The sequence below is a fragment of the Microvirga yunnanensis genome, from assembly GCF_025460875.1.
On the sequence record NZ_JAMXFI010000002.1, the window covers coordinates 113,809 to 140,663 of the forward strand.

Here is a 26,855-nt window from a genome sequence, read left to right on the forward strand (position 1 = left end):
ATAATCTCCAATTGTCCGATCGTACTGGCCGCCCGGAGAATTTTCTCGATAGGATGTTCCGGCGGTGATTTCCTGCGCTTACCCGGCATGTTGTTCTCCTGATCGGCATTGAAACTACGGAAAATTTGCAGATAATCGCCTCGGTCTCACAACCGGAGAGAACTGGCGTGCAGAGGATGACGGCAATCATGAGTGAGGGCATTCCCGGCCCCGTCATGCCCGTCGTGCGCCCGAAATCCACTCGTCTCGCTCGAATAGTGGCGCCGCGCGCCTGGTGAAGCGACCCCGCTGAAGATTCTCGGGGCGCATGCGCCCCGCCCGCGGCGTCCCGCCCAGCCATGACCCTGTCCGCCCTCTTGTCAGGCGCGGATCAGCGCACCTTCGAGAGAGCGAGCGATGACCATTTTCTACACGAGCGACACCCATTTCCGGCACAAGGCCGTTCTGCACTTTGACCGCCGCCCCTTCATCACCGCCGAGGAGATGGAGGAGGAGATCATCCGTCGCTGGAACCAGCGCGTCCGGCCCACCGACACCGTTTGGCACCTGGGCGATTTCGTGTGGGGCAAAGGCCAGCATGCCGCAGCCATCCTTGGCCGCCTCAACGGCCAGAAGCATTTCGTGTGGGGAAATCACGATCATTCCACTGTGAAGCGCTTGCCGGAATGGGTTTCGTCCCAGGCTTACGCGGAGATCCGGGACGGTCAGGACTTTGTCGTCCTGAGCCATTACGGGCACCGGGTCTGGAATAAGGCTCATTATGGAGCCTTCCATCTGTACGGTCACTCGCACGGGTCCCTGCCGCCGCAGGGGCGCTCCCACGATGTGGGGACGAACGTCTGGGACTATCGGCCCGTGACGCTGCCGGAGGTAAAAGAGCGTTTGGCTGGTCTGGGCCTGCTGGAGAGCTATGGCGTCCATCATGGGCAGGAAACGAGGCCCGTTGGGTAAACGGGCTTTAGGCGATTGGCGGCGCGCCCCTTCCCTCCTGGCGCCGCCAATCGAAGCTGTCAGGCAGCCAAGGCCATTTCTGGGTGGGAAGCGACTTCGGCCTCTTCGTCATCGAAGGCGAAGGCCAACACGCGTTCATCATGAAGCTGCTGCCAGTCGATTTCTCCCGCCTCGAGCAACTCTCGCATCTGCTCACGGGCATGATGAAGCCGTGCCTCAAGAGGGCTCAAAGGTAGCGGCATCCTCAGATCCAGGAGGGCTGGCGGATGGCGGTTCTCGCCGGCCGGAGCCTGCAGGGCATCCAGCTGCTTTAGGTACCAATCGGTCATGGTCTGGGCGAGGAACTGGTTGGTCTTGCTGATCCCGGCTTCCCGCGCCTCAATCCGAGCTTTGGTGCCATAGGCCTGCGAGTCCACGGTGGCGACGCGGGGATGCTGGCGCAGCTCGGCCGCCCCGACTCCTTTGAGGCCGAAGAGGTGAAGCTGGATGGGTGTCCCGCGCAGTTCGCGATCCAGTGTCTCGATCACCTGCAGGATGCCTTGGGGACCGTGGAGGTGCCGCCGGCACATGGATCCGACCCCGACGATCGGAAACCCGGAGAGATCCGGTATGCGCTCCAGGCAGCGGACGTAATCTTCAGGCATCCAGCCCTGCAATACAGGCATCAGGCGGCTGAGGATTCCTCGCTCTCTGGCGCCGCGGATACAGGCGCGGTTGAGATCCACGGTGCCGGAGATCCTGTCCAGGACCAGATCACGGTTTCGGGCGATCTCCGGCTCGACGCAGAGGTCCATTGAGGCGAACCACTGCCACGGGTATGCAGCGCCAAGGTCGAGATACTGATCGACCGTCCAGGCGAAGCCCCGGTATCGGCTCGCGGCGACGAAGCCTGCGCTATCAAGATATGCTTCTAAGCCGTTGAGATGTTTGAGGTTGCTGGTTCTGAATCCGTGCCAGACGGGGATGTCGCTGGCATCCTTCTTCCAGACCGACAGGGCGTTGGCACTGATTAGGACCGGTGCATTCAGGGATCGGGCAGCATCGATCAGCGGCCCTCTCATCACATGAGGGAGGCCGAGCAGAAACTTGAGCATGGGTTCTTTGTCCGGAATGGCGGGGATTGTCAGTCCGCAACGGGCAAAGAAAAAAGGACCGGCGAAACTCACCGATCCTTTCGAAACTTCAATGATTTAAGGGAGGGATCTGAACCACTACCTTAATGGTGCTGGTGCCTCTGACGGCGCATATGCCATTCATTCAGAACAACCGCGCCGATGCCGATCGCCGCGACAAGAGCGGGGGCAATCACGAAGGCTAGTAACTCTGTTCCGTTCATGGCTTCAACCACCTCAGGACATATCTTCCCAGTAAATGTAGTAGGATCGCGACGGATAGCCAACCCAGAAGACCGATAGTTAGTTTCTTGGTCTCCATCAATTCCGCGAAACCGTTCAGGTTGTAGACGGCTGCAGCGATCGGACCGGCGACCCCGACAGTCAGGCAGGTGGTGGAAGCTCGATCCAGAGCATTGACCAGGTATTTGATTCGTTCGTTCTCGACGTGCTTCAACTCAAGCTGCCTCCCTCCGGGAATCTTTTGAGGATCCGGTTGAGCTTCTTGGGGTTTGTCGTCCCTTTGGCTCATAGGGAGGGCTCTGCCGAGTTCTTAGGCGACCTTGGTTCCGCTGCGGGATTTGATGGCTTCGAGCGCAGCATCGGCGCTCTGTTGCAGCCGAAGCTCGGCCAACTGCTGGCGAAGACTCAGGTACAGCGGCCGAAAAGCTGGGCCGTTTTGCTCTACGATGTCGGCAAGAATATTGACGGCCTTGAGGAGTTTCTCCTCGGTGATGGGTCCACGGTCGTGGTTGGGCAAAGCCGTCATAGTGCGTACTCCTTACAAACGAGGAGGCACACTGCCGCGATCATCTTGATACAAGGTTAAGCTTGCCCAGGGCTTGTGGAAGCGACTGAGCTGCCACGACCAATCTTACGGCGCCACCCTCGCACAATGCTGCTGCGGTAAGCGAAGCGCAGGGAAAGGGGGCTCCCATGTGTAAGAGACAGATTGAAAGGCGGCCAGCACCGGCGAAGCCATGCAATGACAATGAGCCACGTGCCATCAGCTTTTTGGCGCGGCGGCCAATCGCCTACCGTACGGGCATCCTGGCGGCAGCTTTGGAGCGGACGGAACGTGTCAGGCTGGATGTTCTGGCTGCTGGTGTGGTGACGATCCAGGGACAAGGTCCAAGGCCGAAAAAAGAGAAGCGCCCATCGTCTCAGCGGGCGCTTTAAGGATTCCGGCCGTAGGGGCAACTAGACCGGTTCGGGTTACTCAATCAGGTTCGCTCGCCGTCGTCTGTCGGGAAAAAAACAATTCTCGCAAAAAGTTATGCCGGGCATATCGCGACTAAGCGGCTCATAAAATTGCCACGGTTGAACGGCCAAGGTTCGCGTGTGCGGTTTCAGCCTCCTTGAGCCGCATACGCCCTGGCTGAGGATCCACCCGATTTCCTTGGCCGGGGCTCCAACCGCCCTCAGCCGGAGGTCTGGCAAGACCCCTCGGTGAGGGCGTTTTGCTGTACTCCCAGCGATAAGGCTCCGTTAACCATCCTCGCGGACGATAGCTTGCCTGATCAAGACTGGGGGAAATGGCATGAATGTCGTGGTTTTCGCGTCCCGCAAGGGCGGTTCTGGAAAAAGCACCCTAGCCGCGCATCTGGGGAGCTATATGGCCGAGAATGCTCGCCCGACGCTCCTGATTGACGCGGATCCGCAGGGGTCTCTGGCCCTTTGGAACCGGGTTCGGGGCTCACAGGATCTTCCGCTCCACGTTGGCACCAAGCATCTCGCGGCCACCTTGGCGAAGGCGCGCCGTGCCGGGGCTGAATGGGTTCTGATCGACACGCCGCCGAATGCGGAAGCCCCTGTGGCCGAGGCGATCTGGCATGCGGATCTTGTCGTGATCCCAATGCGTCCGGGGCTGTTTGATGTCGATGCCGTCCAGGCCACGATCCAGATGTGCCGTGAACTCAAGAAGCCTTATGCGGTGGTGATCAACGCCGCGCCAGCCAAGAACGGCTCGGAAGATCCGACGGTGATGGACGCACGGGGCGCGATGCAGGCGCTCGACGTTCCGACGTGGAGTGGTCAGATCACGCATCGCCCCGAACTGTCGCTTTCCCTGGCTCATGGAGCCGGCGTGAGCAAGTTCAGCGCCGGGTCGCCTGGATCGGAGGAGATCGGCAGCCTTTGGCGGGCGCTCACAAGGAGCTTCGAGGCGATGAAGGCGATGTCGGGCAACCAGGCTCAATCGGCCTGACCCGCACGAGCGAGCCAGAATCCTTGGCCATGGAAGCCTCGGTCGGGTGGGCAGGCTTACAGCTTCTCAGGGAACCGGAGGTAGGCGTCGGGGTCGATCCCGTTCTCCTTCATCGCGTCCTTGAACCCGGCGAGGTACATGATGTCGCCGGCGGTCATCGGCGAGCCGTCCGGCTTCTTGAGCGAGGTCGGCTTGAGGAAGACAGAATCGGGATGCGCCTTGTGCATGTGTCCGAGCTCACTCTGCAGGCCGCGGCGCATGGCGTGCTCCTGCATCAGTTCCCATTTCAGGTCGCCAATGTGCCGACGCAGGGTGGCGAGGGCCTCCTCGTACTGATCTACCGTCGCTTCCATCCTTTTCGCCGCTCCCCAAGCGAGCGCGTAGGCCATGTTGTCGTCCATCGGTCGTCCTTCAGGTTTGGGAAAATCCATAACGCGCGGTGGGGGAGGCTCAAAATCTAAATCGCTCCTAGTGGTAAATCTGGGCTTTGCACGCGCATAGAACGCAAAACTGAGCCGCAAAAATTCGCATTATGGGAACCACGGAACGATGCCGGGCAAAAGCTTCAGTTCTCAATGATGGCGGTGATCAGGTTTAAAGCCTGAACGGCAGAGGCGACGACTCCTGCGGCTTCGTCAAAGGTCCGTGTATCCCTTGCGCCTCTGGGCGTCGGCCCACAGCTCCAGGGCGCGGGTGGCCTGGGCTTCCTCGGGGTAGATATCGACCTTCTCCTGGCCCTTGGAGCCAACGGCTCCCCAATTCCGCACCAGCCGGATGGTGCCAAACAGGTCGCGTTCGATCATCAGGCTGAAGAAGCGAGCCCTGCCCTGCTCCGGGTCGCGCCGGTAAAGCACCAGGTGGTGCTTTATGGGCGAGCGGGCATCAGACATCCGGGCCGAAGTCCCTTAGGAGGAGCGGCTATTTTGGAGCGCACGCTCCATTTCGTCCATCATGGCCGCCTCGAGCTCGCCGAGATCGACCGTGGCAACTTGGCCCCTGCGGGTCACTGGCGCGGCAGGAGAGTTGGTCACCGGCACCTGCTTGGCTGTGGGGCGGGCTACCGGGATACGAGCCTGAACTGGGAACCGGTTCTCGAGGGTGTCGAGCAGGCCGCTGAGCGCCTCGTCGGACAGTGGAACCTCTGGAGCCTCGTTGAGCCCACTCAAGGCCAAAGACTGGTTCGTGTAGCGGTCATCGCCCGTGACCTCAGGACCGAACCAGGGGAGTGGCCGGAACCCCCTCGCCTCGCCGTCCGTATCGAATTCGACCGTAACGACCTGAAATGAGCGTGGCCGGAAGGTCTGGTCCACCAGGGCGGCGCGATCCCCGATCTGAAGCCTGGTGCGGGCGTAGTCGACCTCGCCGGCACAGACATCGAGGAGCGCGTGGGCGTGAGCCACCGGAACTTCGGTCTGTTCCTCCGTCTCCCCATGAGGGCCAGCCGCTCTTAGGATGAGGAAAGCTCTATCCTCTTCGAGCCGGACCCAGGAGGTGCGGTCCGATTGTGCCGGGAAGAAGCCTTCGACCTGGCGAAGACCTCCTCTCTCCCGCTGAATGAGGCGGGCAAGAGACGGGGCGAGGAGAAATCGGCGGCGAATGGTCATGGAATTTAGGGAATGAAAGGATTTGAGGAGATTTGGTTCTCGTAATCACGGGGCAAGGGCGAGGCAACCCCTGAAACCCGCAGGATAGTCCCCGGTCAGCCGCATACCCCCGCCCGAGACCTCTCCTTTTCGCTGATCTTCTGCCGAGTCAGATACTCCCGTCCGTAGAGGAAGAGCGGCTCAGCCTTCTCACCCCGCATGTCCGACCAGGCGGTGACGCTGGCGAACGGGACCATGTGGTACTGGCACGAGGAGCCAGATCGAGGCTCGAAGAGGACCAGTTGGTCCTCGGGACCCTCAGCAATGGCTCCCGTAAGGGAATGACGCGAGTTCAGATGGAGGGTCACGACACGGTCGAGCGGTAGTTCCTTGAGACCGGCCAGAGGGTCGGCCCCGGCAGTCGCGGCTGGCTTGAGGGCCTCATCGGCCGGTTTGTCGAGCCGGCTTCGAAGCTCCTCAACGAGGTCGAGGCCCGAACAGCCGATCTCAGTGGCATCCCGCAGGCAGAGGACATCTGGCGCCTCGGTGTCCGAGAGCGAGACCCTCTCGGTATTCGCCAGAATGGCGAAGTAGCTTTGGATTTCATTGAGCAGTTCGGCGACCGTCTTAAGTGTGGTCGGCGTAGCGGGGTTATCCATCGGCAGGGTTCCTCGTGAACGGGCGGGTGCGTCAGGCGGCGATCTGCTGGCCGATCTTGTCGATCAGGTCGTTGGCCCGGGCGATGATCCGGGTCCGGATGTCGCGCTCATTCTCGGCGTACTGATCCGGGTGGTAGATCAGTGTCACGGCGCGCCGAAGCTTGGTGAGTTGATCCTTGGCTTTGATGGGCTGGGCCCGGATGAAGGTTTCCGTGACGGACCAGAGGCGATCTTCCTGAAGATCGGTGGGCTTGGCCGCGGGCTCGGGGGCCATCGGACGCGCCTTTTGGTGCGAGGCCTCGACGGTGCAGGAGAGTTCCAGCGAGGAGATGTCGCCGACGGCGAGGTCGGCGACCGGCACCGGGACCGTGAGCTTGTCTGATCCGAAGTAGACCACCAGGGTCATCGACTTCGTGAAATCGCGCTCCTTTCCGGCAAACGCGCTGCCGTAATAGGTCGTGCCATCTTGGGCGGTTGCGCGGAGCTTGCGGTATATGCCGCCATTCGTGGCCTGGAAGACCGCATCGGTCAGGTGGATGTCCAGCTTGTCGACCCGGACGTCGGCTCTGGTGCCCTCATCCTGGCGATTGACCGTAAGGAAGCCGAGGTGAAATCGGCTGTTGTCGTTATGTGCGCGGCGCATCGTCATGGCGGGACCACCATTCATCGGAAGAACTGGAAAGGAAGGGGTGACGGTTGGGCGCTAGTGACTGGCGTCAGGCAAAGAGGACGTGAGAGTGCCCGTCCTCGAAGGCCTCCAGCGCAAGGTCGCGATCATCCTCAACGAGGTCTGAGGCGACCGACGGCTTCTCGAGGGTCTGCCACTGAGGACCTTCGGCTTGGGCCTCGTACCGGTCGTACCACCGTTCCACGGCCATCGGGATAGCGGGAACCATGGAGACGCGATTGTCCCAGCGGCCGCCGTCGCAATCGATGCCACCATAAACGATGGCGACTTTGCCGCTTTCCTGCAGCTGCCCGATCCTCGTTTTGAGATCGGCCCGTCGGGCGAGGAAATTCACCTTGTTACGATTCAGTTCGCGGACCAGACGACGGATGAGGCTGCGGTACTTGCGCGTGAGCTGCATCGAGATCTCCCTTCACCCTTTCCGGGGATTTGACCAACTGTCGGGTTCACCCAATGTCCGAGTTAAAGCGAGAATTCTGTTGGTTTCGTATGCCCAGCTTAGCCGCAACGGCTTCTTCCGGCAGGCGTTATCCCTTCGTCGGGAGGGGCAATCTCCTCAACGTGTAGGCCGCGGCTTGATCCTCACCGGAGGAGGAAATCATGTTTGACATTGCTGGCTCGGACCTCCTGCCAGACTGGCCGCGCCTGCTGACGTTTGCGGTTGCCAGTTTCGCCCTCAATGTCACGCCAGGCGCCGACATGACGTTTGTCGCCACATCAGCGGCCCGAGGCGGAGCTAAGGGTGGGATAGCCGCAGCGCTTGGCGCCGGCGCAGGCTCGATGGTCCATCTGCTGGCGGCAGTTCTGGGCCTGTCGGCGATCATCGCGTCGTCCCAGACAGCCTTCACCATCCTGAAATGGGTGGGTGCAGCGTACCTGATCTATATCGCCTTTACCCTGATCCGCAGCGGGCCTACCCACTCACACGACGTGGAGGTGCCCCGCTCCACTGCGGCCGTGTTCCGCTCAGGAGCAATGGTGAACCTCCTGAACCCGAAGGTGGGCTTGTTCTTCCTCGCGTTCTTGCCCCAGTTCATTGACCCTGTGCATGGAGTGGCTGCGATCCAGACCTTTCTTCTGGGTCTGTGGTGCAACGTCGGTGGGACGAGCGTGAACCTTCTTGTAGCGCTTGTAACCGCGCGTGCCGCCACTCGCCTGGCCAGCGTCGGATGGATCCGTCAAGCGGCACGTTGGATAACGGCAACAATCATGGGCGGATTGGCCGTGAAGCTCGTCACGTCCGACAATCGGTAGCCGTTAAACTCCAGCAGCGGATAATGTGAGCTCTGCATGAAAACGGGCGGTCGCGATGACCGCCCTTGTCGCCCTCAAGCCGCTTCCGCCTGGACCGGTGTGTCACGCTCAACGGTCACAACCGGAGAGCCGCCATTCTTCAGGCTCACCATCACCCTCAACACGATGGTCTCCTCCTCTCCTTCGACGTCGCTCATGAGCGAATACGCCTTGTCTTGGACAGCCGACTGAACCTCCCGCTGGAAGTGGGAGCGCGACGTTCCAGTGATCTTCGCAATCAGCGTAGCGAACGATGCGCTGTGGTTGTCCTCCTGGAGGGAATAGTCCCCGCCCTCATCATTGTACCAGGGGACTCCCCGGAGCATGCGGGTCTGGACTTCGTCCTCACGACCCTTGGCGATGATCAGATAAGGGTCGTAGGTATCCCAGTCGGGATTGAAGTAGATCGCTGCGATGGGAGCCGAGAGGGTTCTGTCATCTCCCTGCGGGTCTTCAATCGTAAACATCAGGGCAAGGTCTTCCACGACCGTGTTGTAGAGATCGTCGATCTTGACCGTGGCATCGCCAATCGCACCGCCGACCTCGGTATATTCGAGGGCGTAGCCGGACTCTCCATCGTCGAGGGGCACGTGGATTTCGTCGCCCTCGGCTTTGATCACAAGGGTGTTGCCGACCACATGCGGAACGACCCCCTTTCCAAGCGCTTGGTCGATGTCTCGGTCCTCGAACATGACCCGCGTCACGGGTGCACAGCCATCGCTCCCGACGATGTTCTCCAGCATCGACTGCAGGTAGCCACTTTCCTGGACGTGGTAGGAATCGAGGGTCACGCTGACGATCTCATGGCGCTCCAAGCGGTCGCCATCGGCCGCTATCAAGCCGCCGTCGACAGGCATCCAGCTGGTGCCTGCGAGATTGGAGACGACGCAGGAGGGGCGCGGAAGGGGATAGGGCGAGGTCCCGCGCAAGGGGTGGTCGGCCGGAAGACCGTTGACGATGGCCGGGTTCGAGATCATCCGGCAATAGAGCTGCTCGACCGTCTTCCAGATCAGGTCCAGACCCTCATCCTGGATCAGGACATCGCGTTCGGGCAGTTTGAGCTTCAGGCGGCTCGTATCGTGCACATCGATCAGGACGATCGTGCAGAAGCTGGTCTCAACGAACGCCTTCTTCTCGGTGCTCAACTCGACCGTCTTCTCTGCGGCCGGGATCTGATGCCGGGCCTGGGTGTCGCTCAGGCTGATGACCTTGCCGAAGAAGTTGATCTTGGTTTTGTCCATCCGCCAGAACTCGCCGCGAACGCGGGCTAGCTTGATGGTCACGCCATGGATCGTCTCGGAGGTAACAGCGGTGATCTGGCCTTTGTGGTCCTCCAGGGTGTGATCAAGGAAGATCCTGGGCAGGACCACCGTCGGCACCTCCTGAGGAAAGCCTTCAAGAGTGGCGGTCAGTCCGGAATAGCGGATGCAGCGCTCGATGATCTCGCCGAGGCGTTTACCCTCATGCTCCTCCAGGGCTTTGAGCGGGATGAATGCTCGGATCCGGATGGAGAGTCCGTCCTGATGGGGAAAACCACGGGTGAGTGCGGCGGTCGTGCCGCCCGTGAAGGCCTCCTTCGGCACCTGCATCTCCCAGTCATGGGAGCGTACGACGACGTCGTACTTAGAGAGCGCGAAGAAGCCCAAACCCGCTGGCACCTCAAAGGTCTCCGTCGCATCGTCGTTTTTGCTACCGCCCGCCATCAGCAGGATGTGGGCGTTATCGGCCGTCAGTCCGTGCCCATCGTCGGCGATAACGAGATCGCCGCCTTCGAGGGTGAACCGGACGGATTTCGCCCTGGCGCGGCGGGAGTTCTGAATCATCTCGTCGATGATGCAGTCTTGGGAGTGGCTGAAGAACTGATCCGCCCGGGTGATGAGCTTGCGGCCGAGGGTGGCTTCAACGGAAGTGGTGGTGAGCGTGTTCATTGCAATTGCCTTGGAATATCGAGGGGAGTTAGCCGGCGAGGTTGAGCAGAGCGGAAACGGCATTGTCGTTGCGATGCTCGTCATCGGCTTTGAGGATCCTGGCGACGGCCGGAAAGATCTTTACGATGTCCTGATAGGTGACGCAGTCGTTGAAAGCCTGGACGAAGGCTGGAACCTGGGCGAACTCCGCCATCACCGCCGGGCAGATCTCCTCTTCCAGAATTCTGACATGTTCCTTGAGGCTGGCTTGATACGTCTCGACCCCGGAGGCCTCGGTCGACAGGGCCCAGGAAAGGGATGCGACGGGGAGGAAGGAGGCGCTTCCGCCCCGCCCTCCTTCGTGAACACGCTTGAAGTTGAGGATTTCGCCGGCCATCGGCTGACGGTTCATCGCTCCTTCCGGTAGTTGGAAGGTCAGAAACCCCGGGCGGGAGCAGTGGTCGATCCATACACCCCAGACGCTGCGATAGGTGTGAGCGATTTCCACGTATCCGAGCAGGTGGCTTGCCAGCGCTCCGATCTCCAACTCGGAGGTATTCTCAGTTAGGCCCGCAAGAGTGAATTCCTCAAAAGCCTTGTAGCGCTCAGAAGCGATGGTCCCGATCTGGTAGGCGCAATGAACAATGTCGCTCAGAAGGCGAGAGCGACGCTCGTATAGGGGTTTGCAGGCCTGGGCATTGATCAGTGAAACCGCGTGCAAAAGCGCGCGGGTGCGATGCCCGTTCCTGAGCTTGAAATCATGTGTCATGGGATCCTCCGGTCAACTTTGTGCCGGTAAGGGTGGGTTGCGGTTCGATCGACCCTGCGTCGAGCCCGCGCCGTCGAGATTCTTCTCTTGGGGATTGAGAAATGCCGACTGGCAGATGAGCAGAATTGGAAAAGAAAAAGGCTGACCCGAACTCAATCGGGACCAGCCTCTTGAACGCTTGAGGGGGAAGAGTGTTAGGCTGCTGCAGGAACCTGGTCGAGGAAACCCACGACCTCCTTCAGGCGCCCATTGTCCAGAGTGGCAAAGTCGGTGCCCTTGATCGGCCCGTCCACCCCTTCTGGCCCGAGCTGCCACGAGAACCGGACGTTGCTGCCATGGCCGTCGGGCTGACCGACCAGCGCGAAGCGAAAGCCGGGGAAGCGCTCGTGCACGGCGCTGATGAGGGCGCCGATCTGGTTGTGGCCGCTGCCCTGCATCAGTGGGTCGATGTAAGTACCATCGTCGGTCCAGAGATCGGCCAGCAGCGCCTGCCGACGGTTGGCATTCGTCTCATTCCAGAGAGCGATGTAGCGGTTGGCGATTGAGGTGGCGTCGGTCATGAGATGTCTCCTGATGGTGGGCTGGGGTAATCCCGGCATGAGGACCATGGAGGAGACGCAGCATCGGGTCGATTACGCCTGAGGTAATGCTTTACGTGGCAGTCACGAGGATGTCATCGGCCGCCGTTTCCGGAGAATGGCCGGTCTCGTAATAGTCCCGAGCATCGCCATAGCGGGCTTCGGGGAGCTTTCGCTTGGCCAACTCTCCGTTCAGAGCCAGCCACCACGGCGAGAATTCGGTGTTGGCCTTGGTCGATGCCATTTCGAGAAGGCGAAGGCTGGTGTTGGTGAAGTAGGTCACTGATCCTCCTTGGGAGCGATAACGAAGGGTGTGAACATGCCCATGCGCGCTCAAACTCCGGGCGGAGTGAACGTTTGGCGCATCAGGTGAGATCGGGAGCAGAGCGTATGCTCGGCAGTCTGCGAGACGCAGAGCAACGCCTTGGCAGAGGTGCTGTCTTGGAAACCTCGACCAAGGCGTTCGTGGTCCAAGGGAATGACACCACAGTGGGGAGATAGGCAGCGGTTGCAATTCCGTCAACGCTGCTCAAACGAAAACGCCCTGACAGAGATAGCCGTGCGGAGCTCACTGTCAGGGCGAATTGTTGTGATGCCGGTTGCAACACCACGGCAAGATAATACGCCAAGTGCCTCGTCGGTTCAACATCAGGCTGTGCATAAGCAGAATTGCCCCGGCAGGAGGCTGAGCACCAGACCTCCCACCAGGGCGCGTGCGATGTGTTCCGGCATCGCACGTTCTTTGTAGATGCACGCACGACGCACCACTGTGTGGCGGCGCACATCATCAGTTCCGAGCGGGATCACTGGACCGCACCGTCGAAACATCACTCGGCTCGGCTGCGGTCGACACCAACATCACGCAGCATATGCGGGTTGAGTTCGTTACGCAGCGCCTGCTTGAGTTCGTGGCGCAGGAGATGATCGAGTTCGGCTGTTGCTAGAGGTCGCTTGTGATCGTTCGCAGGCCTACGCGGCACGCGAAGGAGTTCAAAGCGGAAGGCGAACCCTACCAAGGGCAGAGGGAAGACGGTCGGTTTCATGGGAGCCACCAGCAGCATAGGTCATGACGAGGAAAGCGGCGCGTTGGTACGTGCAAAGTCGCATAGACATGTAACGCCTCCTCTGGCTGTGGCTGTGAACCGAGCGGAAGATCCGCGGGGCAGCTTCAATACCAGAATTCGTCTCTCGATTCTACCCCTGAGACGCACAATTGTTAATTTCGCCTGCGTGATTACTGCAGGGCGACGGGTTCAAGCGGTAATAGGTGGATACCGATGTGCTGTTTGCGGGCGCGATTAGTCCCTGACCCTTCAGTTCATACATCGTGCTAATGCCGATGCCGCGAACTGTCCGGCCGGAGGCGGTCCTGAGGCGTGCCTTAAACTGCTCACGCTTTGTGAAGCTGTTGGTCTCAAGGGCGTAACGGAACTCCCCACCCCGTCTCAGCACATCGAGGGCTTTCCGTGCGAGGGTGGAGAGCGCGGGACATTCTGTCATGATTGCCTCTAATCTATGCGAGAAGCCCCAGCGCGGCGCATCGAATGCGCCAGAGCTCAGTTGCTTGGCAGGCGTGGCCGGCCTGACCGAACAGGTCCTGCAGGCCGCTGGCGCTCGTCAGAACCGGCAGGAGGTGCGGGTTCTCGGCGACGTATTCATCCCAGAGCACCGAGTAGAGCGCCCTCACCTCGTCGGCATTCACGGCACGCTTGCCTTTGGCTTCGCGCCAGGCCAAGCCGGTCGAACCGTCCTGGAAACGCTTTGCGGCCTGATAGATCTCTTCAATGGACTTGTTTCCACGGCCCTTGAGCCGGGCCGCGAAGGCACTGAAGCGGCGATCTCCGCGGCTGGAGCATTCGAGGAAAGGGGCCGTGCCATGCTGAATCATTTTTGGGGATCCTTAACTGCCTTTGCCCGTCGAAGAATCCAGAACTCCGTCCTTACTGGGTATCTGCCGTTTCAGGCTTAGGAGCCGGAGCCTCATTGTGGCGGTTTGCCCATGCCAGTTTGACGGGATCGCGCCATCCGAGTTTCGCGTCCGGCCGATCCGTGCGATGGCAGACGACAGCAACACCCTCGAGGATTGCGGTCGCGATGTAGACACCTGGAGGAGCGGCCCTGATAATCACCTCCCGGTCGCGCATGCCAGGACTTCCCAATTCGTCCTCGTGTACCCAGACTTCCTTGCCGATCCACTCGGCCGGAGCTTTCCACCACCCGCGCTGGAAGAGGATGGTACCGTCGTTCCGGACCCGCCGAAGGCCGCCGAGGAGGTAGCCGTCGGGCGCCTTGATGTCGTGGGGCCGGGTCATGATGCGACGGCGACTACTCCCGTCTCAGCGCGGTACTCGTCGCGATCATCTGCCGGGAATTCGAATATCGACAGCTTGTTGTGGTTCGTCTTCAGCATCTCGTCCGTGACCTCGAAGTTCAGAACCTTCTCGAAGTCGCTGCGGTTCTTGTGCAGCCCGGCGACCTTCATCACGCAATCCGGAATCTCGGAGTAGTAGGATTCCGCCGACTTGAACCAGCTTGGCGACTCGTGGCCGGCGGCTTCTCGGATGGCGCTGTCGGCGATCATGAAGCTCCGGAGGCGCTGAACGGCAACGATGATATTCAGCGTGTCGTAGTTGAGCCTGCGCATACGCAATCCTTTCTGGGGACATGAATGGAATAGTTCATGTCTAAACATGAACAGCGTGTTTAGAATTTCAGACCCAAAACGGCGCAATTGAAGATAAGGGGAAGTACGTAGAGAAATTATTCAGCTAAGATTTAGCGGTAAGCTTAATGTCTTCTTCACGTCTATGACGAATTTTTGCCCCGCCTGATTTATGCGCGTCAGGGGGCGTGCGCTTCTCGCGGCGATGCGAGCGGGCCAACGAAAGACGATGAGACTCCTCAATAATCTGAAGATCCTTACGAAGATCGCCATTCCGGTCGTGGTCTTTGTTGCGATTGCTATTGGCCTAATCGTGATGGCCGTGTCAGGCCTTGATGACATGGCTGCGGACACCCAGCGCATTGTCGACAGTGACGCCAAGCGCCTGAGCATGGTTCAGAGCGTTAATACGCAGATCAATGAGGCGTCGATTCAGGAAAAAAGCATGATCCTGACGCCCAAGAATCTACCGGAGCGCGTCAAAAGCGTGGATAACGCTTTTAAGACCGCAACCAAGAAGGCAACGGACGATCTTAATTGGATTGTAGATTCTTCGAGCTCTGCGGAATTCCGTAAGCTCAATGAGAATCTACGGGATGCCACTCTCAACTACTTCAAATTGCTGGAACAGAGCCTTGCTGCCTCCATGGCAGGCAACGACGGCAAGGCTACCGAGATTACGAATGGCTCCGCGCGTGATCTGCGCCGTGCTCTGCGGGATCAGATTACCATGAGCGTCGAGGGTATCGCTCTCGAACTGAACCAAGCCAAAGACCAAGCGAATGACGATGCCTTGAGCACCAGATGGTGGCTGATCGGTTCTGCCGCGGGCGGCATTGCAGTGGCTATCGGCCTGATCTGCTCGATTGTCCTCTTGGGCGTGGCCCGTCCACTGGGATCGATGACAGGAGCGATGGGTCGCTTGGCCGGAGGGGAGCTTGATATTCCTGTGACCGGCACTGAGCGCAAAGACGAAGTCGGGGCACTCGCCCGCTCGCTGCAGGTGTTCAAGGACAACGCCATCGAGGCGCGCCGCCTGGCGGCGGAGCAGGCGGCCGAGGATGAGGCCAAGATGCGCCGGGCCCAGGTCCTTGATCAGCTGACCAAGGACTTCGAGCGCAATGTCTCGGCCATGACCCAGGGGCTGGCCTCGGCTGCGACCGAAATGGAGGCGACCGCCCAAACCATGACGTCCATCGCCGACCAGACCAACAACCAGACGGTCAGCGCCGCCTCGGCGGCCGAGCAGACCTCGGCCAATGTGCAGACGGTGGCTGCGGCCACGGAGGAGTTGTCGATCTCGATCCGGGAAATCGCCTCCCAGGTGACCCAATCCTCGCGGATTGCCGAGCGCGCGGTTCAGGACGCCCAGCGTACCGATACGATCGTTCAGCAGCTTGCTGCCACGGCCGAGAGGATTGGCAATGTTATTGCCTTGATCAACTCGGTGGCAGGCCAGACCAACCTGCTGGCGCTCAACGCCACCATTGAGGCTGCGCGTGCCGGTGAAGCGGGTAAGGGCTTTGCGGTTGTGGCTTCCGAGGTGAAGGAGCTTGCCAACCAGACGGCGAAGGCCACGGACGAGATCTCGCAGCAGATCGCGTCGGTGCAGCAGGCGACCCGCGAGGCGGTCCAGGCGATCCAGACGATCACCCAGACCATCGGGGAGATGTCCCAGATCTCGACTTCGATCGCGGCCGCCATGGAAGAGCAAGGCGCAGCCACGGGCGAGATCGCCCGTAACGTCCAGGAGGCTGCTCGTGGCACCGAGCATGTGACCGGGAACATCGGCGATGTGCGCCGGGGTGCCGGCGAGACCGGGGCGGCGGCCTCTCAGGTCCTGAGTGCTGCTCAGGAACTGGCTCGCCATTCCAACAGCCTCGGCGACGAAGTCGGCCAGTTCCTCCGGGGCGTGAAGGCAGCTTAAGGCAAGCTTTCGGAGCTATATGGCGAATTCCGGCGAACCCCAGTTCGTCGGGCGGCCCGCTCCCGCGGTGAGCTGAAAACGGAAGGCGCCCCTACTGGGAGGGGCGCCTTTCTTTTTGTGGCAAGCGAACCGCCGCTACACTGGACCGATAGCGACTACCCCGAAGGTGACCCCTCCGAGAGACTTCGGGGTGCCGTTGACCGGCGGGTAGACCAAGTGACCAACGCCATAGCAGACGTCGGAAGTGTCGACCCCTGCGGCGCCATAGCACTCACGGGTGATCTGGATCGTGTACCGGGGGCAGCCTTCGTGCACGACCTCGCCTATGGCGACTACTTTGCCCTCAATGAAATCCACTCTGTTCGAGGCGGTAATCCGGGTATCCATCCCATAGACGCGGCCATCATTGAGCAACGTCGCTAGATTGAAGGTGCGGACCGTGGCTCCGACCTGGATCGGGTTTCCGAAGATGTCCTGATCCGGCTTGGCGTATTCCTCGATGACTTCCGGTGTCGAGAAGAGAGAAACTGCGCTCATGATGTCCTCCGGGGATCTGGTTTCAGCCGATTGCCCTGTCGAGGGCGTTTCTCAAGGCGAGGTACTCGGGAGGATCGGAATCTGCGATGCCGGTCTCCTCAATCCAAGGGAGCGCCCGCCGGATCGCATGGGCCATCCTGGGAGCTGCACTTAGCACCTGGGCGTAGGCCGCGCTGTCGTCCGTCGGAATGTGTCCGTCGTCTTCGCGGTTGGTGACGCTCGCTAACCCGCTTGAGGGCTCAAGGACGAGGCGGAAGTCGATGGCCCGGATTGGGGTTTCGATGATCCTGTTGTAGGCCTCTTCGCCGAACCGGGGCGTCAATCCTCTCGGCGGGGCGGAAGGACCTGGCTTCCAGACATTGTGGCCACAGGTTTCCGCCATGAGGGTCAGGGAGGCGACGTGGTTGACGACATTTTCGCCGGCATTGTAAGCCGACAGGAAGTTGGCAAGAGCAGCTGTGATGTCGTCCTTAGAGTACGGCTCCTGCTCCAAGTGGATGACCGGGATCAGGATCATCGACTTACGGAGATCGACCAGGTTCGTGAACGAGCAACCTTCATTGATGGCAACCGCCATTTTGCACTGAAATTCGGCGCACTCATCATCCACCGCGTAGACTGCATCGGTCCAGGTCGGAGGTGTTCCGCCGTTCGTATATTCCCCCTCGACCTTGTAGCGGACAGGCGTCCCGGCCTTACGGAATGCCGTAATGCGGCGGGTCTCGGCGTCGGCATCGAAGGCAGAGTTCAGCTCGCGGGCTTTGGCGACCGCTGGGAGGAAGTTATCGATCATCGGGCGCCGAGCTGGAACATCCAACTTGACATGGACGGGAGCGTCGCCGCCCTCGAAAAGGACCACGTATTCGCGGATGGCGGTTTCTTGTGCTGCGGGTGTCATGGGAACCCTTTGAGGTGGAATTCAGGACGGGGCCCGAAACAAGTCAGGCTGCGACGGCGGGAGCCGGGATACGGGCGATCGGAGAAAGATCCATCGGCGTGCCTTCCTCCCCGGAGGGCGCTTGTGCCTGCGGAACAGCCGGCGTGACGGACAGGAGCTTAGCCACCTTCGCGAGGCGGTGCTGAACCTCTTCGGGAAGGCTCCCCTTCACCTTGTCGATCTCAGGCAGGAGTTCCGCGACGGCCTCTTCCAGCGAATACGGGGGAACAGGGTCGCCATGACGCCAGATGTCCTCACCGGAGCTGAGAACGACCCGCTCCACCTCGAAGTGTCCTGCAACCGATGAGGTGTCGTAGGCCTCCTGGAGTTCGAGAACAAATTGACGAACGAGGTGGCCGCCGAGGCGTCGTTCGTCGCGGACTACGGCATCCGGCAGGTTCAAAATGGGAAGATCATCACTCAATTGGCGTTCAAAGCGCACGTCAATGAAATAGCTGGTCATAGCGATCAGTCCTTCGCTGCAGGTGCGGCTTCTGGAGTGTGGATGGGGACAAGGGCGGTCAGAACCGCGAGCTCGTCGATCAAGTCAGAGATTGGCTCGCCACGTTCATGGGCGGCTATGAGGGTGCGAGCGCTGCTGACGAGTTCCGGGAGGCTGACAGGGTGATCGCTGCAGCGGACAACCTCGACGGATTCCAGAGCCTCGGAAAAGAGTTCCGGATCGAAAAAGGCGCTCCCTTTCAGGGTTCCTGCTTGGAGAGCGATCCCCCAGCGAGCGGCGAAGTCGGCTTCGTCGGTGTCAACAGCGATAACCGGGCCGCTGAAGACTGCCTCGTCGTTCTCACCGACATAACCTTCGTAGGCGAACCTAACGGGTTGACCTGGTTTCCGGATAGAAACGACGTGGTACTCAGCGGCCCTGGCGTCGACCATATTCAGGTACTCGCTATCCGAATTGAAGCTGTCGTAGTCGACGACTCCGGCAGCACATCGCTTTTGAGCGGCCTGGAGAATGTCCCCGGCATCGTCCCGCATCGGAGTATCCGGGCGGCTTTCGACCTCTATGGTAACCGTCTGCTCAAGGCCGTCGGGTCCGCACATCATGGCGATGTACGATCTGATAATGCGGTTCATGCGGGATCTCACGTTGGGCCGGCACATTCGCCGAAGGCACCTGCGGGCAGCTTCCACTGGCCAGGAGGCAGGATCATGGGCTCGTCGAAGCTTTCGGACAGGCAGCGTTCCATGGAGGCCTCCGAGGCAGCTTCATAGGGAGTGCCTTTGGCCGCGCGTTCTAGGACGGTCAGAGTCCGATGGATCGTGCAGCCGAATTCCTGTTCGTAGGCAGCAACTGGCGCGAGTTTCTCGGGAGCGAAGGCTTGGATCGTCGCGGCTTGGTTGGCTGACATGAAGATACAATTCATGCACGAAACTCTGCCGAAACCAGCATCATAGGCAGGATGAGGCCGGACGCTAAACTTCTCGATGATGGCCCAAACCTGCTCTTCCTTCCAGCCGTGGATTGGACGCCAATGATCCACATGGCGCATCCGGCGGGTGCCGTTTCGACGATCAGTCCTGTGCGGCTCGAAAGTCAGGTATTTCGACCGGGCTGCGGATTCTTGGGCCCTTTCTCCAGTGACAAACAGGGTTCGTTTTCCGAGAAAGCGATCTTGATTGGTGATCGCCATCGAAGAAATGTCCACCTTGAGGCTGCTCGAACACCACCTCACGGAGAGGTCGGCGCTGACCTGCGGGAACTTCCGGCGGGTACCAAATTTTCCGCCCTGTCCCCCACCACTTCTGAGGCCGTTGGGCGTTTCAAAATGTGTAGGCGCGGTGCGGCTGTTCTCACGCAGCATTTCGCGCTCGAAGCCGCCTTCGCGCCAGGAGAAGTAGAGTTTGAGCCCAAACGCCTTGGCAACGGCTTCGCAGTACGCGCGAGTAACCGGCCAGTCCATCAAAGACGATCCCTCGCGGCCATCGATATCATGATGCCATAGTTCGACTCTCTCAAGAGGAACGCCGGCTTCGATAAGATTTTCAATGATTACGCAAAGGCAGGCCAGCGAATCTTTCCCGCCGGAAAACGCTATGAGTACGTAGTCGTATGAGGTGAAGTCTGGACGAGCGAGAGCCGTGCTGTCTTCGAAAACCTCAATCGGCGGCGGGAGTTCAGGAAACGAAAACAGAGCAAGCTGTTCCACGGGATCTACTCCTGGCCTGAAGACGCGGACCCGTCCTCGTCATCATTGAGGACGTCATCGAAGAACGTGCCGTCGTTGCCGATCGCGAGGAGCTCGTCACGGACCTCGTCGTCAGGAATGTGCTCGACCGAGCCGACGATTTCGCAGCCGATCCAATCACCCTCATCAATCTCGCGGAGGGCTTTTTCAGCCCTGGAGTGCTGCGCCCAATGAGCGTCGGCAGCAGGCATCAAGGCGACAACCTGGTAGACGATTTTCACGATCTTCGTCTCAGGAAGTGCGGCTGTTGGCGCCAGGATAGCGGGTTGAGGGGATGAGCGGCCTCTGATCACGTGGCCGAGGATGTTGGCGTGAGATTTTGCGATCTCGTCCGATCTATCGTGGAACGTGATGTGAAAGGTGCCCCGGATCGATGGCGCATCCCGATCATCTCCGAAGAAGAAGATCGGCTTCTCCCAGTGGTTACCGGGGGTCGTCCACTCCCAGCCTGAGGCGTCCTTAACCTCATAGCCAAAATCGAACGTGCTGCATTCTTCGTCAGCCGCAAGGCGACGCTTCTCATCAAGAGCGTTCATGGAATAGTCCTGAGATGGGGGAAAGATTAGGCAGCCAGCGGCAACGGCGCAGCGCCGGAGATCTCGCGGTCGAGAATCTCGCGCTGGAAGGCTTCTTGCATTTCGTCGCTGGCGACGGATGAGGCGAAGATCGCGCCAGACCTCAAGAGTATCTTAGGGTCGGTGAACTTGCTGGTGCGGTAGTCCCAGACCTTGAGTTCCCCGCTCGTTGTGCGGGTTGGGATGAACGCCAGAATGCGATCACTGCCGTCTAGAACAGTCAGTTCCTTGACAGTGCCGAACGATGCATGGATCTCGTCGAGGGCGTCGCGGACAGAACGCAGCCGGCGGAATTGTCCGCGGCAGTTGAGGTTGTCGGTGAAAATGCAAGTAGTCATGGCCGCGTGCCTTTTCCTTGGATCCAAATTTTGGGGTTTAGCCTTGGACGTTTGACGTCTTCGGGCTCAAAGATCCGGGAACAGGAATCCGGCGCAGCAGCCCTGCCCTGATGTCGAGATAGCCATTCTCGAGGGGCGGGGCGTTTCTCAAGACCCACGTTTGGGTCTCCTCACTCTGCAGGACTTCCTGAATGGTTTCGAGCGAGTGATCTGGACCGGCGGAGACCACATAGAGGTTGTGATTGATTGGGAGGATGCCTAGCTCCAGCAGGGTGGTCCGGATCTTTCGCCCGATGCGGGGGATCAGGAGTGCCGGACGATCGAGAGGTAGGGTGATCGCCTCAGGCGGCATCCACCAACGTGCCTTTTGGCCTCGCTTGGGCATCCGGGCAATCGTTGCCTGCAGATGGTCCCTTCCAGCACCCGTCGGCTCCCGATCCTTGTGAGTGCGAATGGCGTAGCGGGTCGCCAGTCTTAACGCATCGGTGGCAGGATCGATGTCATCGCTGTCCACCGCAGGCAGAAGATCGGCATCGGCAAGGCGTCCGACCTGGTGGGCGTCGATCGTGAAGATGCCATGCGGCCCCAGCCATGGCGCGAGGCGGACAGTGGCGATATCGGCGAGGGTCGGCCCATCATGCTGATCCAGGGCGCCATCGGGCGAAACAGGTTGCTTGCCAAGAGGGATTCGGGCCTGTGCTGAGGGAATGAGCACGACTTCGACAGGGTGGATACGGGGAGGTGTCCCTTTCCGGCGGGTCTTCGGCATGTAGAAGCTGGAGCGAGGATCGAGCCGGGAGATGTGGTCGATGCCCTACCTTGTTCCCGAGCTGCTTGCGCAGGTTGGCAGCCGTGTCGTTCACCCAGATCCGGTCACTGGTGACGAAACCGATGATGCCGTCGGGCGGCATGTTGTAGACGCATCGGTCGAGGAAAGCATGCAGGAGGTCGCCTCGGGCGAAATCCGGTAGGATGGGCCGGTAGAGATCCTTTAGCACCTCAGGCAGATGGCCGTAGCGCAGGTAAGGGGGATTGCCTGCACAGAAACGGAAGGTGCTAGGCACAGGACCTCCGGTGAGGAAGTCCCCATGGTGAACGATGGCCTGGGCGGCTTTGTGGGCGGAAGCGACCGACCAGCCATTGCAAATGAGGTGGAATTGCACCCGCTCCCGGGCAGATCGCATGGCACCGGGATGAAGCTCCCAGCCCTGAACCCGGGCGACCTCCCGGAAATCATCGGGCGCGAGGTCAAGGCGGCTCAGAGCGCGGACCATGAACATGCCGTCGCCGGCGCTGGGATCTACGAGCCCGCCGTCGGCATCTGGCCAGCCGATCCGGTCAAGGAGAACGTCGACCACGGGCTCTGCTGTGTAAAGGGCTGTTGCGGCATGGAGAGCTTCAATAGCGGCGGAGAGATCACCAGCCGCGTCAAACAGATCGAGCATTGTGGATGTTGCCTCATCATCGGGCTGTGCTATGTATCCGCAGGCTTGGCCGATGCAGTTTTGGGGTTTACCCAAGACCTGTGTTCAAGATGTCAGGTCCGTTCCCGATCCGTTTTGGAAAGAATCTCTTATCCATTGTCCCCTACGGTGCAGGCCGATACGTGGGACATGGTTGTTTCTCAGATGAAGAAAACATCCCCATCTTTTACATTCGAAGTAAAACGCTCAAAGCTCTCAGCTCACAAACCTTCGACATTCGAGCGGTTTGTTCTGGAGCCGAAACAAAAGCTGTTCCCTCCTGCGCGCCCTCCAGCAAACCAGGAGCGGTCTGCCGCGAGCAAAACAGAGACTTCGGTCGTTGAGCGCCGAATTCTTGAAAGCCTTCCAATTGCTCCCGCTGTGCCAGAGCTTGAGCTGCCATCAGAGCAGCAGGTTGAAGAAACTGTGCAGGTGGAGGTAAAGGCACAAGCGCCCAGTCGCAGACGCAAAGCAGTAGCTTCGCCGGTAGCCTCGTCTGTCGAAGTCGAGGAAGCTCACGAGACGCCGTTGGTCAAGGTGAGCCTAGCGCCAAGGACATCGGCGGTTGTGGTCCCGTTGCCGATCTCAAAGGGAAAACGGAAAGCAGTCGCATCGGTAGACCATTTACCCCGAGGGGAGCGCTGGAAGCGACGGCTCCCTCGGGCAGCTTGGTGACAGTCAATCGAAGAAATTGTTCCACATATTTTGGAAGAGTGGAGTCGCGATTGGACTGGAGTGTCACTTGCGGAATGAAATTTAATCCTAATGCCTCGGTTCCGCTCCGAGAGTGTTCCTCGGCGGGCCTATGGTGCGATACTCCTGAAGTTACTCGCCAGGGCCGATAAGCTTCCAACGAGGAGTGGATAGGTGCGTGGCTGTTGCCAGACGCCGTTCTGCTGGGCCATCATAGGAGGATGATCCGCATCCTGCTCCCTGCCCTCCTCGCTTTTGGCCTCTCAGTTCAGCCGGGACAATCTGTCGAAGTCTCATCGCCCCCGACTCCTGCCGCCGACAACCCCGTCCGGATCGAGGATCTGGGCATTGTGCTTCCAAGCCCAATTGTGGTGCCCTCCAAGCCGGCCAAGCCCAAAGTTGAACACCCCGCGCCTTTGACGGAAGAGGAAAAGAAAGCGAAGGAACTCGCCAGCTATCAGTCCTGGTGCGGAGGTCCAAGAGATTTGGCTCAGTGCACAGACGCAATCATCTACTTGGATCGGGAGATAAGAAGACGGCAGACAATTGTTGAGAGAACCAAAAACCCGAACGCTATGGGGAACCTTGGCCTCTCAATCGCCGGCTGCCCAGAGTACTGCCGTATGCGCTACTTCCCTTCAGACACGCCCCAGGAGTGTGAATCGACAATCTCCACCTTCAAGCATATGGCGCGCACAAAGCCTTATCTTTTGAAGTCTGACTTTCGCAAATCCCTGCTCGAGAGTTGCGGGAAATTTTAGGTACAGATCACTGTCAGTCCCGGAGGGTTCTAGGGCCTGCCACCAAGCCTGAGAGTGAGGAGCCAACGGGAAATTATGACAGCCTCTTGGTTCTAATCTTAGCTTGCTGGCAGGCAATTCCGCAGCGCAATTGACGCTGATGCTGCGAATCCCTCGCGCGGAATCGGCGGAAAGACGAAGCTTCGGATGGTGACCATCGGGGCAGTGTTGATATCTGGGAAAAATTCCAAATCCACTTTAAGGCTGCTTATTCTTTTCTCGTAGTCGAGAGGCAAATCCGTAGAGAAGTATACGTTTTTGCCGTCTGTCGTGATATTGAGGCTCTCGGTCGGGATTACCATTCCGGCAAATTGAAATGAGACTGCCATCTTAGCCAGATCGCGCCAGTCGCCGGCATTGGCTCCCTTCTGCCAAATGACGAACTTTCTTTCCGTACCGCGCTTCGACGTAAAGCATGCCACTTGGGCGATACGGTTGCCATCTTGACTAATCGAACGGGCGATAACCCCACGCCCTCTGGGCAGGATCTGCCACGCGGTGAAGCTCTCCGGATCATAGATAACCTTCAGGTCGCGCGCCTCTTTTTGGGACAGAACCCTCATAGTATCGTATTCAGCCTTGGCGGCTTCGACTATCAGGCGCGCGTCAGCGCCCATTCTGACGATGTAATCGACGATCAGGCCTGTCATGACTTGTTGAAATGACAAGTCGGTTGCATCAAAGGCTTTTGCCGTGGGTTCGGAAGTGGCCTTCTCGTTATAGAACTGATGGACCCCATACCGCGTTTTCTCGCCAAAATCCCGCGAGATGCCTCCGAGAAACGCATAGGCGCAAGCGCTCATGCATATCTCTGGCACATCCTCTTGATTACCTTGGTCTCCGCCAAAATCCGCGACGGCCGGTATGGAAGACTGAGGCTTGAACGGACCTCCTCCAATGCTGGTCGAGTAACCGTTTTCCCTGAAGAGTTCACCCAGCCGCAATCCAGCGATCAGGCTTCCTCCTGGCGAGTTGAGCCGGATCGACTTTGGCCGCTCGTCAGGATTACGAAGAAGGTATGCTTCAAAATCCCGTGGAGTTTCCGGTGTGATAACGCCGTACCCGGTCAGGAACTCGACTGAGGCGCCGGCGGAAAATTTCATGAAGACCATCCGATCCGGGGAGGGTCGATATCCGGCCACCTGTTCTCTGGGAACCTCAAGACGAGGCGTGATTTTCTCGACCCGTCGGTACTCGGTCGCCAAGGATCCAATATCGGACTGAAAAACAGCCCGATATTTTGTCAGGCAGGCGGACGGCGGGTCGGGGTCGTTGCAAGCCTGTAGCCCGATGAAGTTGTCTGGAACCCGAGTGAGTTTAACCTGAGGTTTGCCTTGACCTCCCGCTATCATAGCTGCCGCTTGGTCGATCAGCGCGCTTGTCCGGGCTGGATGGCGGCCTTCAAACCGGGATGCTTCCACCACAGCCATGCAGGTTGAATACATCTGGTCCATCGCCTTGACGGCGATACGCGAGCGCTCACAAAAACCCTTGTCCTGACTACCGGTACAAATCGTTGCTCGGAGTGGTGAGCCGAAAGGAACATGCCAGCGGACGGCGCAGTCCTCGGCGTCCGGAATGCTCTGGGCCAGTGCGTGGTCTACGATAGAACAGAGTGTAACGGAAACGAGCGCTAAAGCGAGAGAGCGAAACATTTTCTTATGACTTCAAGATCGATCTAGTGCAAAGACCCGGGAGGTTGCTTAGTACCTTGCCGCTGGTTGCGCAGCAACGGGCTAGTTGTCATGATGGCTTATCCGGCCTCGGGGGAGCGATGAGCTTTAGCAAGCGAGTTATGTTCGACAGGCATCCCGAAGAGGATCACATCCGGGCTAGGATTGCCCGATCGGCGGAATCTGTCATCGAGAAATTCGCGGTCCAGGCTCGCCCGCGTCCGAGAAAACCAAAGCGCAACCTGGGCGACCGTCGCCGGGACAGCATCTGGGAGGGAGCGCTCAATGCTGTGATACATGAACTCGGAATCAAGCACATTAACGTCAATGGGGTTCCCTGCTTCAGAACGGCCGAGGATCGGGACCGTGTCCATGAAGCCGCGGTTCTACAATGGCATGCCAAGTGGGATGACGTTGAGAACAGGCGTTATCGGCCTACTCAACCTCCGCAAACGGTTCTGCCAGCCACCAACGAAGTGAAGCCGAAATCGTCTGCCCCATTCATTCTGAGTCCAATCCTGCCAGACCCGATCCCGACCGAAGATCAGTTGAAGCTTTTTTCCGTCGCCAGTACTGGAGATCCACGGCTTGACCGCTTTAAGGCCGAAACGAAGTGGAGGGATGTTCTTATCGAGCGGGACGAAAACGCATTCTTAGTGCCGTTCGTGAGCTGGATACGACCAGCCATTGATTATAATGCATATCTCAAGACGCCGCTGTGGAAAGGCATCAAGAGGAAGGTCCTCGCGAAAGCGGGCCGGAAGTGTGCCTGCTGCCTACAACGTGCGACTGAAGTTCACCACCGGGATTATAGGCCGCGTGTTCTTGCCGGGGAGGACCTTTCCCCGCTTGTCCCTATCTGCAGATCATGTCACGACCTGATTGAGAATGAGAGGAACAAGGGCTGGCACAGTGGCGAGTCCAAGTTGGCTGAACTGGTCAACACAGAGAACCAGCGCCTTGCCGGCGCTGGCGGTCAGCAGTGATAGGTCGACTGTAGCATGGTTCGTCTCTAACAGGATTGGCGCTGAATGAGGGGAAGTGGATCTGTTAGGCGACGCCTGCACAAAGGCAATAGCTTGGCCGTTACGACCTTTTTCGCAGTTGCTTATGGTCTACAGGGCCGTACTCTCGCTCCCAGAAAAAAGGCCGCTCGAAAGCGGCCCGAAGTTTAGGGAGGAAACGCCCAAGAAGGGCGAGCAGGACGGCAACGCCAATCGCCGTGCTGCAATGCACAATATAGTTCGTGCCTAAACGATAGGCAAGATCATCTGGGCAGCATCGCTGCCCATTTTTG

General features: G+C 59.4%; 34 protein-coding genes and 1 pseudogene. 8 read left to right on the forward strand and 27 right to left on the reverse strand.

The features are described 5' to 3' along the window. The first annotated feature begins 396 nt into the window (after positions 1-396). Entirely contained in the window at positions 397-951 is a 555-nt protein-coding gene (locus tag NF876_RS01645; protein ID WP_262267268.1) for a metallophosphoesterase family protein, read from the forward strand. Between the two features lie 59 nt (positions 952-1,010). Here the strand turns inward: NF876_RS01645 and NF876_RS01650 are convergent, their stop codons facing one another. The 3 genes from NF876_RS01650 to NF876_RS01660 form a co-directional block, all read right to left on the reverse strand. After that, entirely contained in the window at positions 1,011-2,045 is a 1,035-nt protein-coding gene (locus NF876_RS01650; protein ID WP_262267269.1) for a deazapurine DNA modification protein DpdA family protein, read from the reverse strand. 238 nt (positions 2,046-2,283) lie between these two features. After that, positions 2,284-2,595 (reverse strand): hypothetical protein, encoded by a 312-nt coding sequence (locus tag NF876_RS01655; protein ID WP_262267270.1) that lies wholly within the window; start codon positions 2,593-2,595, stop codon positions 2,284-2,286. Positions 2,596-2,616: 21 nt separating this feature from the next. Continuing rightward, complete coding sequence (locus NF876_RS01660; protein WP_262267271.1) at positions 2,617-2,832, reverse strand: hypothetical protein; 216 nt, start codon at positions 2,830-2,832, stop codon at positions 2,617-2,619. A gap of 771 nt (positions 2,833-3,603) precedes the next feature. On the opposite strand from NF876_RS01660, the gene NF876_RS01665 reads away from it, so the two are divergent. Beyond that, complete coding sequence (locus NF876_RS01665) at positions 3,604-4,269, forward strand: AAA family ATPase (protein ID WP_262267272.1); 666 nt, start codon at positions 3,604-3,606, stop codon at positions 4,267-4,269. Between the two features lie 56 nt (positions 4,270-4,325). Here NF876_RS01665 and NF876_RS01670 read toward each other — a convergent pair whose 3' ends face one another. The 6 genes from NF876_RS01670 to NF876_RS01695 all read right to left on the reverse strand — a co-directional run bounded on the left by NF876_RS01670 (position 4,326) and on the right by NF876_RS01695 (position 7,599). Continuing rightward, on the reverse strand, positions 4,326-4,670 hold the full coding sequence (locus NF876_RS01670) for a hypothetical protein (RefSeq protein WP_262267273.1): 345 nt from the start codon (positions 4,668-4,670) through the stop codon (positions 4,326-4,328). A gap of 234 nt (positions 4,671-4,904) precedes the next feature. Further along, positions 4,905-5,159 (reverse strand): WGR domain-containing protein, encoded by a 255-nt coding sequence (locus NF876_RS01675; protein ID WP_262267274.1) that lies wholly within the window; start codon positions 5,157-5,159, stop codon positions 4,905-4,907. Between the two features lie 15 nt (positions 5,160-5,174). Then, positions 5,175-5,669, reverse strand: a complete 495-nt coding sequence (locus NF876_RS01680) for a CYTH domain-containing protein (protein WP_262267275.1) — start codon at positions 5,667-5,669, stop codon at positions 5,175-5,177. 299 nt (positions 5,670-5,968) lie between these two features. After that, positions 5,969-6,511 carry a hypothetical protein gene (locus NF876_RS01685; protein ID WP_262267276.1) on the reverse strand — a complete coding sequence of 181 codons (543 nt, stop codon included), beginning with the start codon at positions 6,509-6,511 and terminating at the stop codon, positions 5,969-5,971. Positions 6,512-6,542: 31 nt separating this feature from the next. Continuing rightward, positions 6,543-7,160: a hypothetical protein gene (locus tag NF876_RS01690; RefSeq protein WP_262267277.1), complete on the reverse strand. Its 618-nt coding sequence runs from the start codon at positions 7,158-7,160 to the stop codon at positions 6,543-6,545. Positions 7,161-7,227: 67 nt separating this feature from the next. Then, entirely contained in the window at positions 7,228-7,599 is a 372-nt protein-coding gene (locus NF876_RS01695; protein WP_262267278.1) for a hypothetical protein, read from the reverse strand. A gap of 200 nt (positions 7,600-7,799) precedes the next feature. Here NF876_RS01695 and NF876_RS01700 point away from each other — a divergent pair, with 200 nt between their 5' ends. Next, the gene (locus tag NF876_RS01700; RefSeq protein ID WP_262267279.1) at positions 7,800-8,453 is read left to right on the forward strand and encodes a LysE family translocator; all 654 of its coding nucleotides are present in this window, start codon (positions 7,800-7,802) and stop codon (positions 8,451-8,453) included. Positions 8,454-8,527: 74 nt separating this feature from the next. Here NF876_RS01700 and NF876_RS01705 read toward each other — a convergent pair whose 3' ends face one another. From NF876_RS01705 to NF876_RS01740, 8 genes are all read right to left on the reverse strand, one after another. After that, positions 8,528-10,420 (reverse strand): hypothetical protein, encoded by a 1,893-nt coding sequence (locus NF876_RS01705; RefSeq protein WP_262267280.1) that lies wholly within the window; start codon positions 10,418-10,420, stop codon positions 8,528-8,530. A gap of 28 nt (positions 10,421-10,448) precedes the next feature. Further along, positions 10,449-11,168 (reverse strand): hypothetical protein, encoded by a 720-nt coding sequence (locus NF876_RS01710; protein WP_262267281.1) that lies wholly within the window; start codon positions 11,166-11,168, stop codon positions 10,449-10,451. A gap of 194 nt (positions 11,169-11,362) precedes the next feature. Further along, entirely contained in the window at positions 11,363-11,728 is a 366-nt protein-coding gene (locus NF876_RS01715) for a nuclear transport factor 2 family protein (protein ID WP_262267282.1), read from the reverse strand. A 91-nt stretch (positions 11,729-11,819) separates the two neighbouring features. Further along, complete coding sequence (locus tag NF876_RS01720) at positions 11,820-12,029, reverse strand: hypothetical protein (protein WP_262267283.1); 210 nt, start codon at positions 12,027-12,029, stop codon at positions 11,820-11,822. A gap of 544 nt (positions 12,030-12,573) precedes the next feature. Then, positions 12,574-12,789 (reverse strand): hypothetical protein, encoded by a 216-nt coding sequence (locus NF876_RS01725; protein WP_262267284.1) that lies wholly within the window; start codon positions 12,787-12,789, stop codon positions 12,574-12,576. Between the two features lie 470 nt (positions 12,790-13,259). After that, positions 13,260-13,634, reverse strand: a complete 375-nt coding sequence (locus tag NF876_RS01730) for a hypothetical protein (protein ID WP_262267285.1) — start codon at positions 13,632-13,634, stop codon at positions 13,260-13,262. Positions 13,635-13,686: 52 nt separating this feature from the next. After that, complete coding sequence (locus tag NF876_RS01735) at positions 13,687-14,058, reverse strand: hypothetical protein (protein ID WP_262267286.1); 372 nt, start codon at positions 14,056-14,058, stop codon at positions 13,687-13,689. Beyond that, on the reverse strand, positions 14,055-14,390 hold the full coding sequence (locus NF876_RS01740) for a hypothetical protein (RefSeq protein ID WP_262267287.1): 336 nt from the start codon (positions 14,388-14,390) through the stop codon (positions 14,055-14,057). The genes NF876_RS01735 and NF876_RS01740 overlap by 4 nt, the downstream gene beginning before the upstream one ends. 247 nt (positions 14,391-14,637) lie before the next feature. Here NF876_RS01740 and NF876_RS01745 point away from each other — a divergent pair, with 247 nt between their 5' ends. After that, positions 14,638-16,335: a methyl-accepting chemotaxis protein gene (locus NF876_RS01745; protein WP_262267288.1), complete on the forward strand. Its 1,698-nt coding sequence runs from the start codon at positions 14,638-14,640 to the stop codon at positions 16,333-16,335. 135 nt (positions 16,336-16,470) lie between these two features. Here NF876_RS01745 and NF876_RS01750 read toward each other — a convergent pair whose 3' ends face one another. The 8 genes from NF876_RS01750 to NF876_RS01785 are packed head-to-tail and all read right to left on the reverse strand — an operon-like array spanning position 16,471 to position 21,698. After that, positions 16,471-16,872 (reverse strand): hypothetical protein, encoded by a 402-nt coding sequence (locus NF876_RS01750; RefSeq protein ID WP_262267289.1) that lies wholly within the window; start codon positions 16,870-16,872, stop codon positions 16,471-16,473. 22 nt (positions 16,873-16,894) lie between these two features. Then, positions 16,895-17,770 carry a hypothetical protein gene (locus tag NF876_RS01755; RefSeq protein ID WP_262267290.1) on the reverse strand — a complete coding sequence of 292 codons (876 nt, stop codon included), beginning with the start codon at positions 17,768-17,770 and terminating at the stop codon, positions 16,895-16,897. 43 nt (positions 17,771-17,813) lie between these two features. Then, positions 17,814-18,272, reverse strand: coding sequence for a hypothetical protein (locus NF876_RS01760; protein ID WP_262267291.1), 459 nt, complete (start codon positions 18,270-18,272; stop codon positions 17,814-17,816). Positions 18,273-18,277: 5 nt separating this feature from the next. Then, entirely contained in the window at positions 18,278-18,904 is a 627-nt protein-coding gene (locus NF876_RS01765) for a hypothetical protein (protein ID WP_262267292.1), read from the reverse strand. Positions 18,905-18,912: 8 nt separating this feature from the next. Beyond that, on the reverse strand, positions 18,913-19,977 hold the full coding sequence (locus NF876_RS01770) for a phosphoadenosine phosphosulfate reductase domain-containing protein (RefSeq protein WP_262267293.1): 1,065 nt from the start codon (positions 19,975-19,977) through the stop codon (positions 18,913-18,915). Positions 19,978-19,982: 5 nt separating this feature from the next. After that, the gene (locus tag NF876_RS01775) at positions 19,983-20,552 is read right to left on the reverse strand and encodes a hypothetical protein (RefSeq protein WP_262267294.1); all 570 of its coding nucleotides are present in this window, start codon (positions 20,550-20,552) and stop codon (positions 19,983-19,985) included. Between the two features lie 26 nt (positions 20,553-20,578). Further along, on the reverse strand, positions 20,579-20,929 hold the full coding sequence (locus tag NF876_RS01780; protein ID WP_262267295.1) for a hypothetical protein: 351 nt from the start codon (positions 20,927-20,929) through the stop codon (positions 20,579-20,581). Positions 20,930-20,966: 37 nt separating this feature from the next. After that, on the reverse strand, positions 20,967-21,698 hold the full coding sequence (locus NF876_RS01785) for a hypothetical protein (RefSeq protein ID WP_262267296.1): 732 nt from the start codon (positions 21,696-21,698) through the stop codon (positions 20,967-20,969). A gap of 40 nt (positions 21,699-21,738) precedes the next feature. Between NF876_RS01785 and NF876_RS01790 the strand changes: the two genes are divergently transcribed. Next, a complete protein-coding gene (locus NF876_RS01790; protein WP_262267297.1) occupies positions 21,739-21,900 on the forward strand; it encodes a hypothetical protein in 162 nt (53 codons plus the stop codon). Here the strand turns inward: NF876_RS01790 and NF876_RS43330 are convergent. After that, positions 21,820-22,113 (reverse strand): annotated as a pseudogene (locus NF876_RS43330) (Eco57I restriction-modification methylase domain-containing protein); the annotation flags it as partial. The gene NF876_RS01790 and the pseudogene NF876_RS43330 overlap by 81 nt on opposite strands. Between NF876_RS43330 and NF876_RS01795 the strand changes: the two are divergent. Both NF876_RS01795 and NF876_RS01800 read left to right on the forward strand, forming a co-directional pair. Further along, positions 22,018-23,067 carry a hypothetical protein gene (locus tag NF876_RS01795; RefSeq protein WP_262267298.1) on the forward strand — a complete coding sequence of 350 codons (1,050 nt, stop codon included), beginning with the start codon at positions 22,018-22,020 and terminating at the stop codon, positions 23,065-23,067. The pseudogene NF876_RS43330 and the gene NF876_RS01795 overlap by 96 nt on opposite strands. Positions 23,068-23,306: 239 nt before the next feature. Further along, positions 23,307-23,846, forward strand: coding sequence for a hypothetical protein (locus NF876_RS01800; protein WP_262267299.1), 540 nt, complete (start codon positions 23,307-23,309; stop codon positions 23,844-23,846). Between the two features lie 98 nt (positions 23,847-23,944). On the opposite strand, the gene NF876_RS01805 is transcribed toward NF876_RS01800, so the two are convergent. Then, the gene (locus NF876_RS01805) at positions 23,945-25,540 is read right to left on the reverse strand and encodes a COG3904 family protein (protein ID WP_262267300.1); all 1,596 of its coding nucleotides are present in this window, start codon (positions 25,538-25,540) and stop codon (positions 23,945-23,947) included. Between the two features lie 140 nt (positions 25,541-25,680). Between NF876_RS01805 and NF876_RS01810 the strand changes: the two genes are divergently transcribed. Beyond that, the gene (locus tag NF876_RS01810) at positions 25,681-26,544 is read left to right on the forward strand and encodes an HNH endonuclease (RefSeq protein WP_262267301.1); all 864 of its coding nucleotides are present in this window, start codon (positions 25,681-25,683) and stop codon (positions 26,542-26,544) included. Positions 26,545-26,855: the final 311 nt, after the last annotated feature.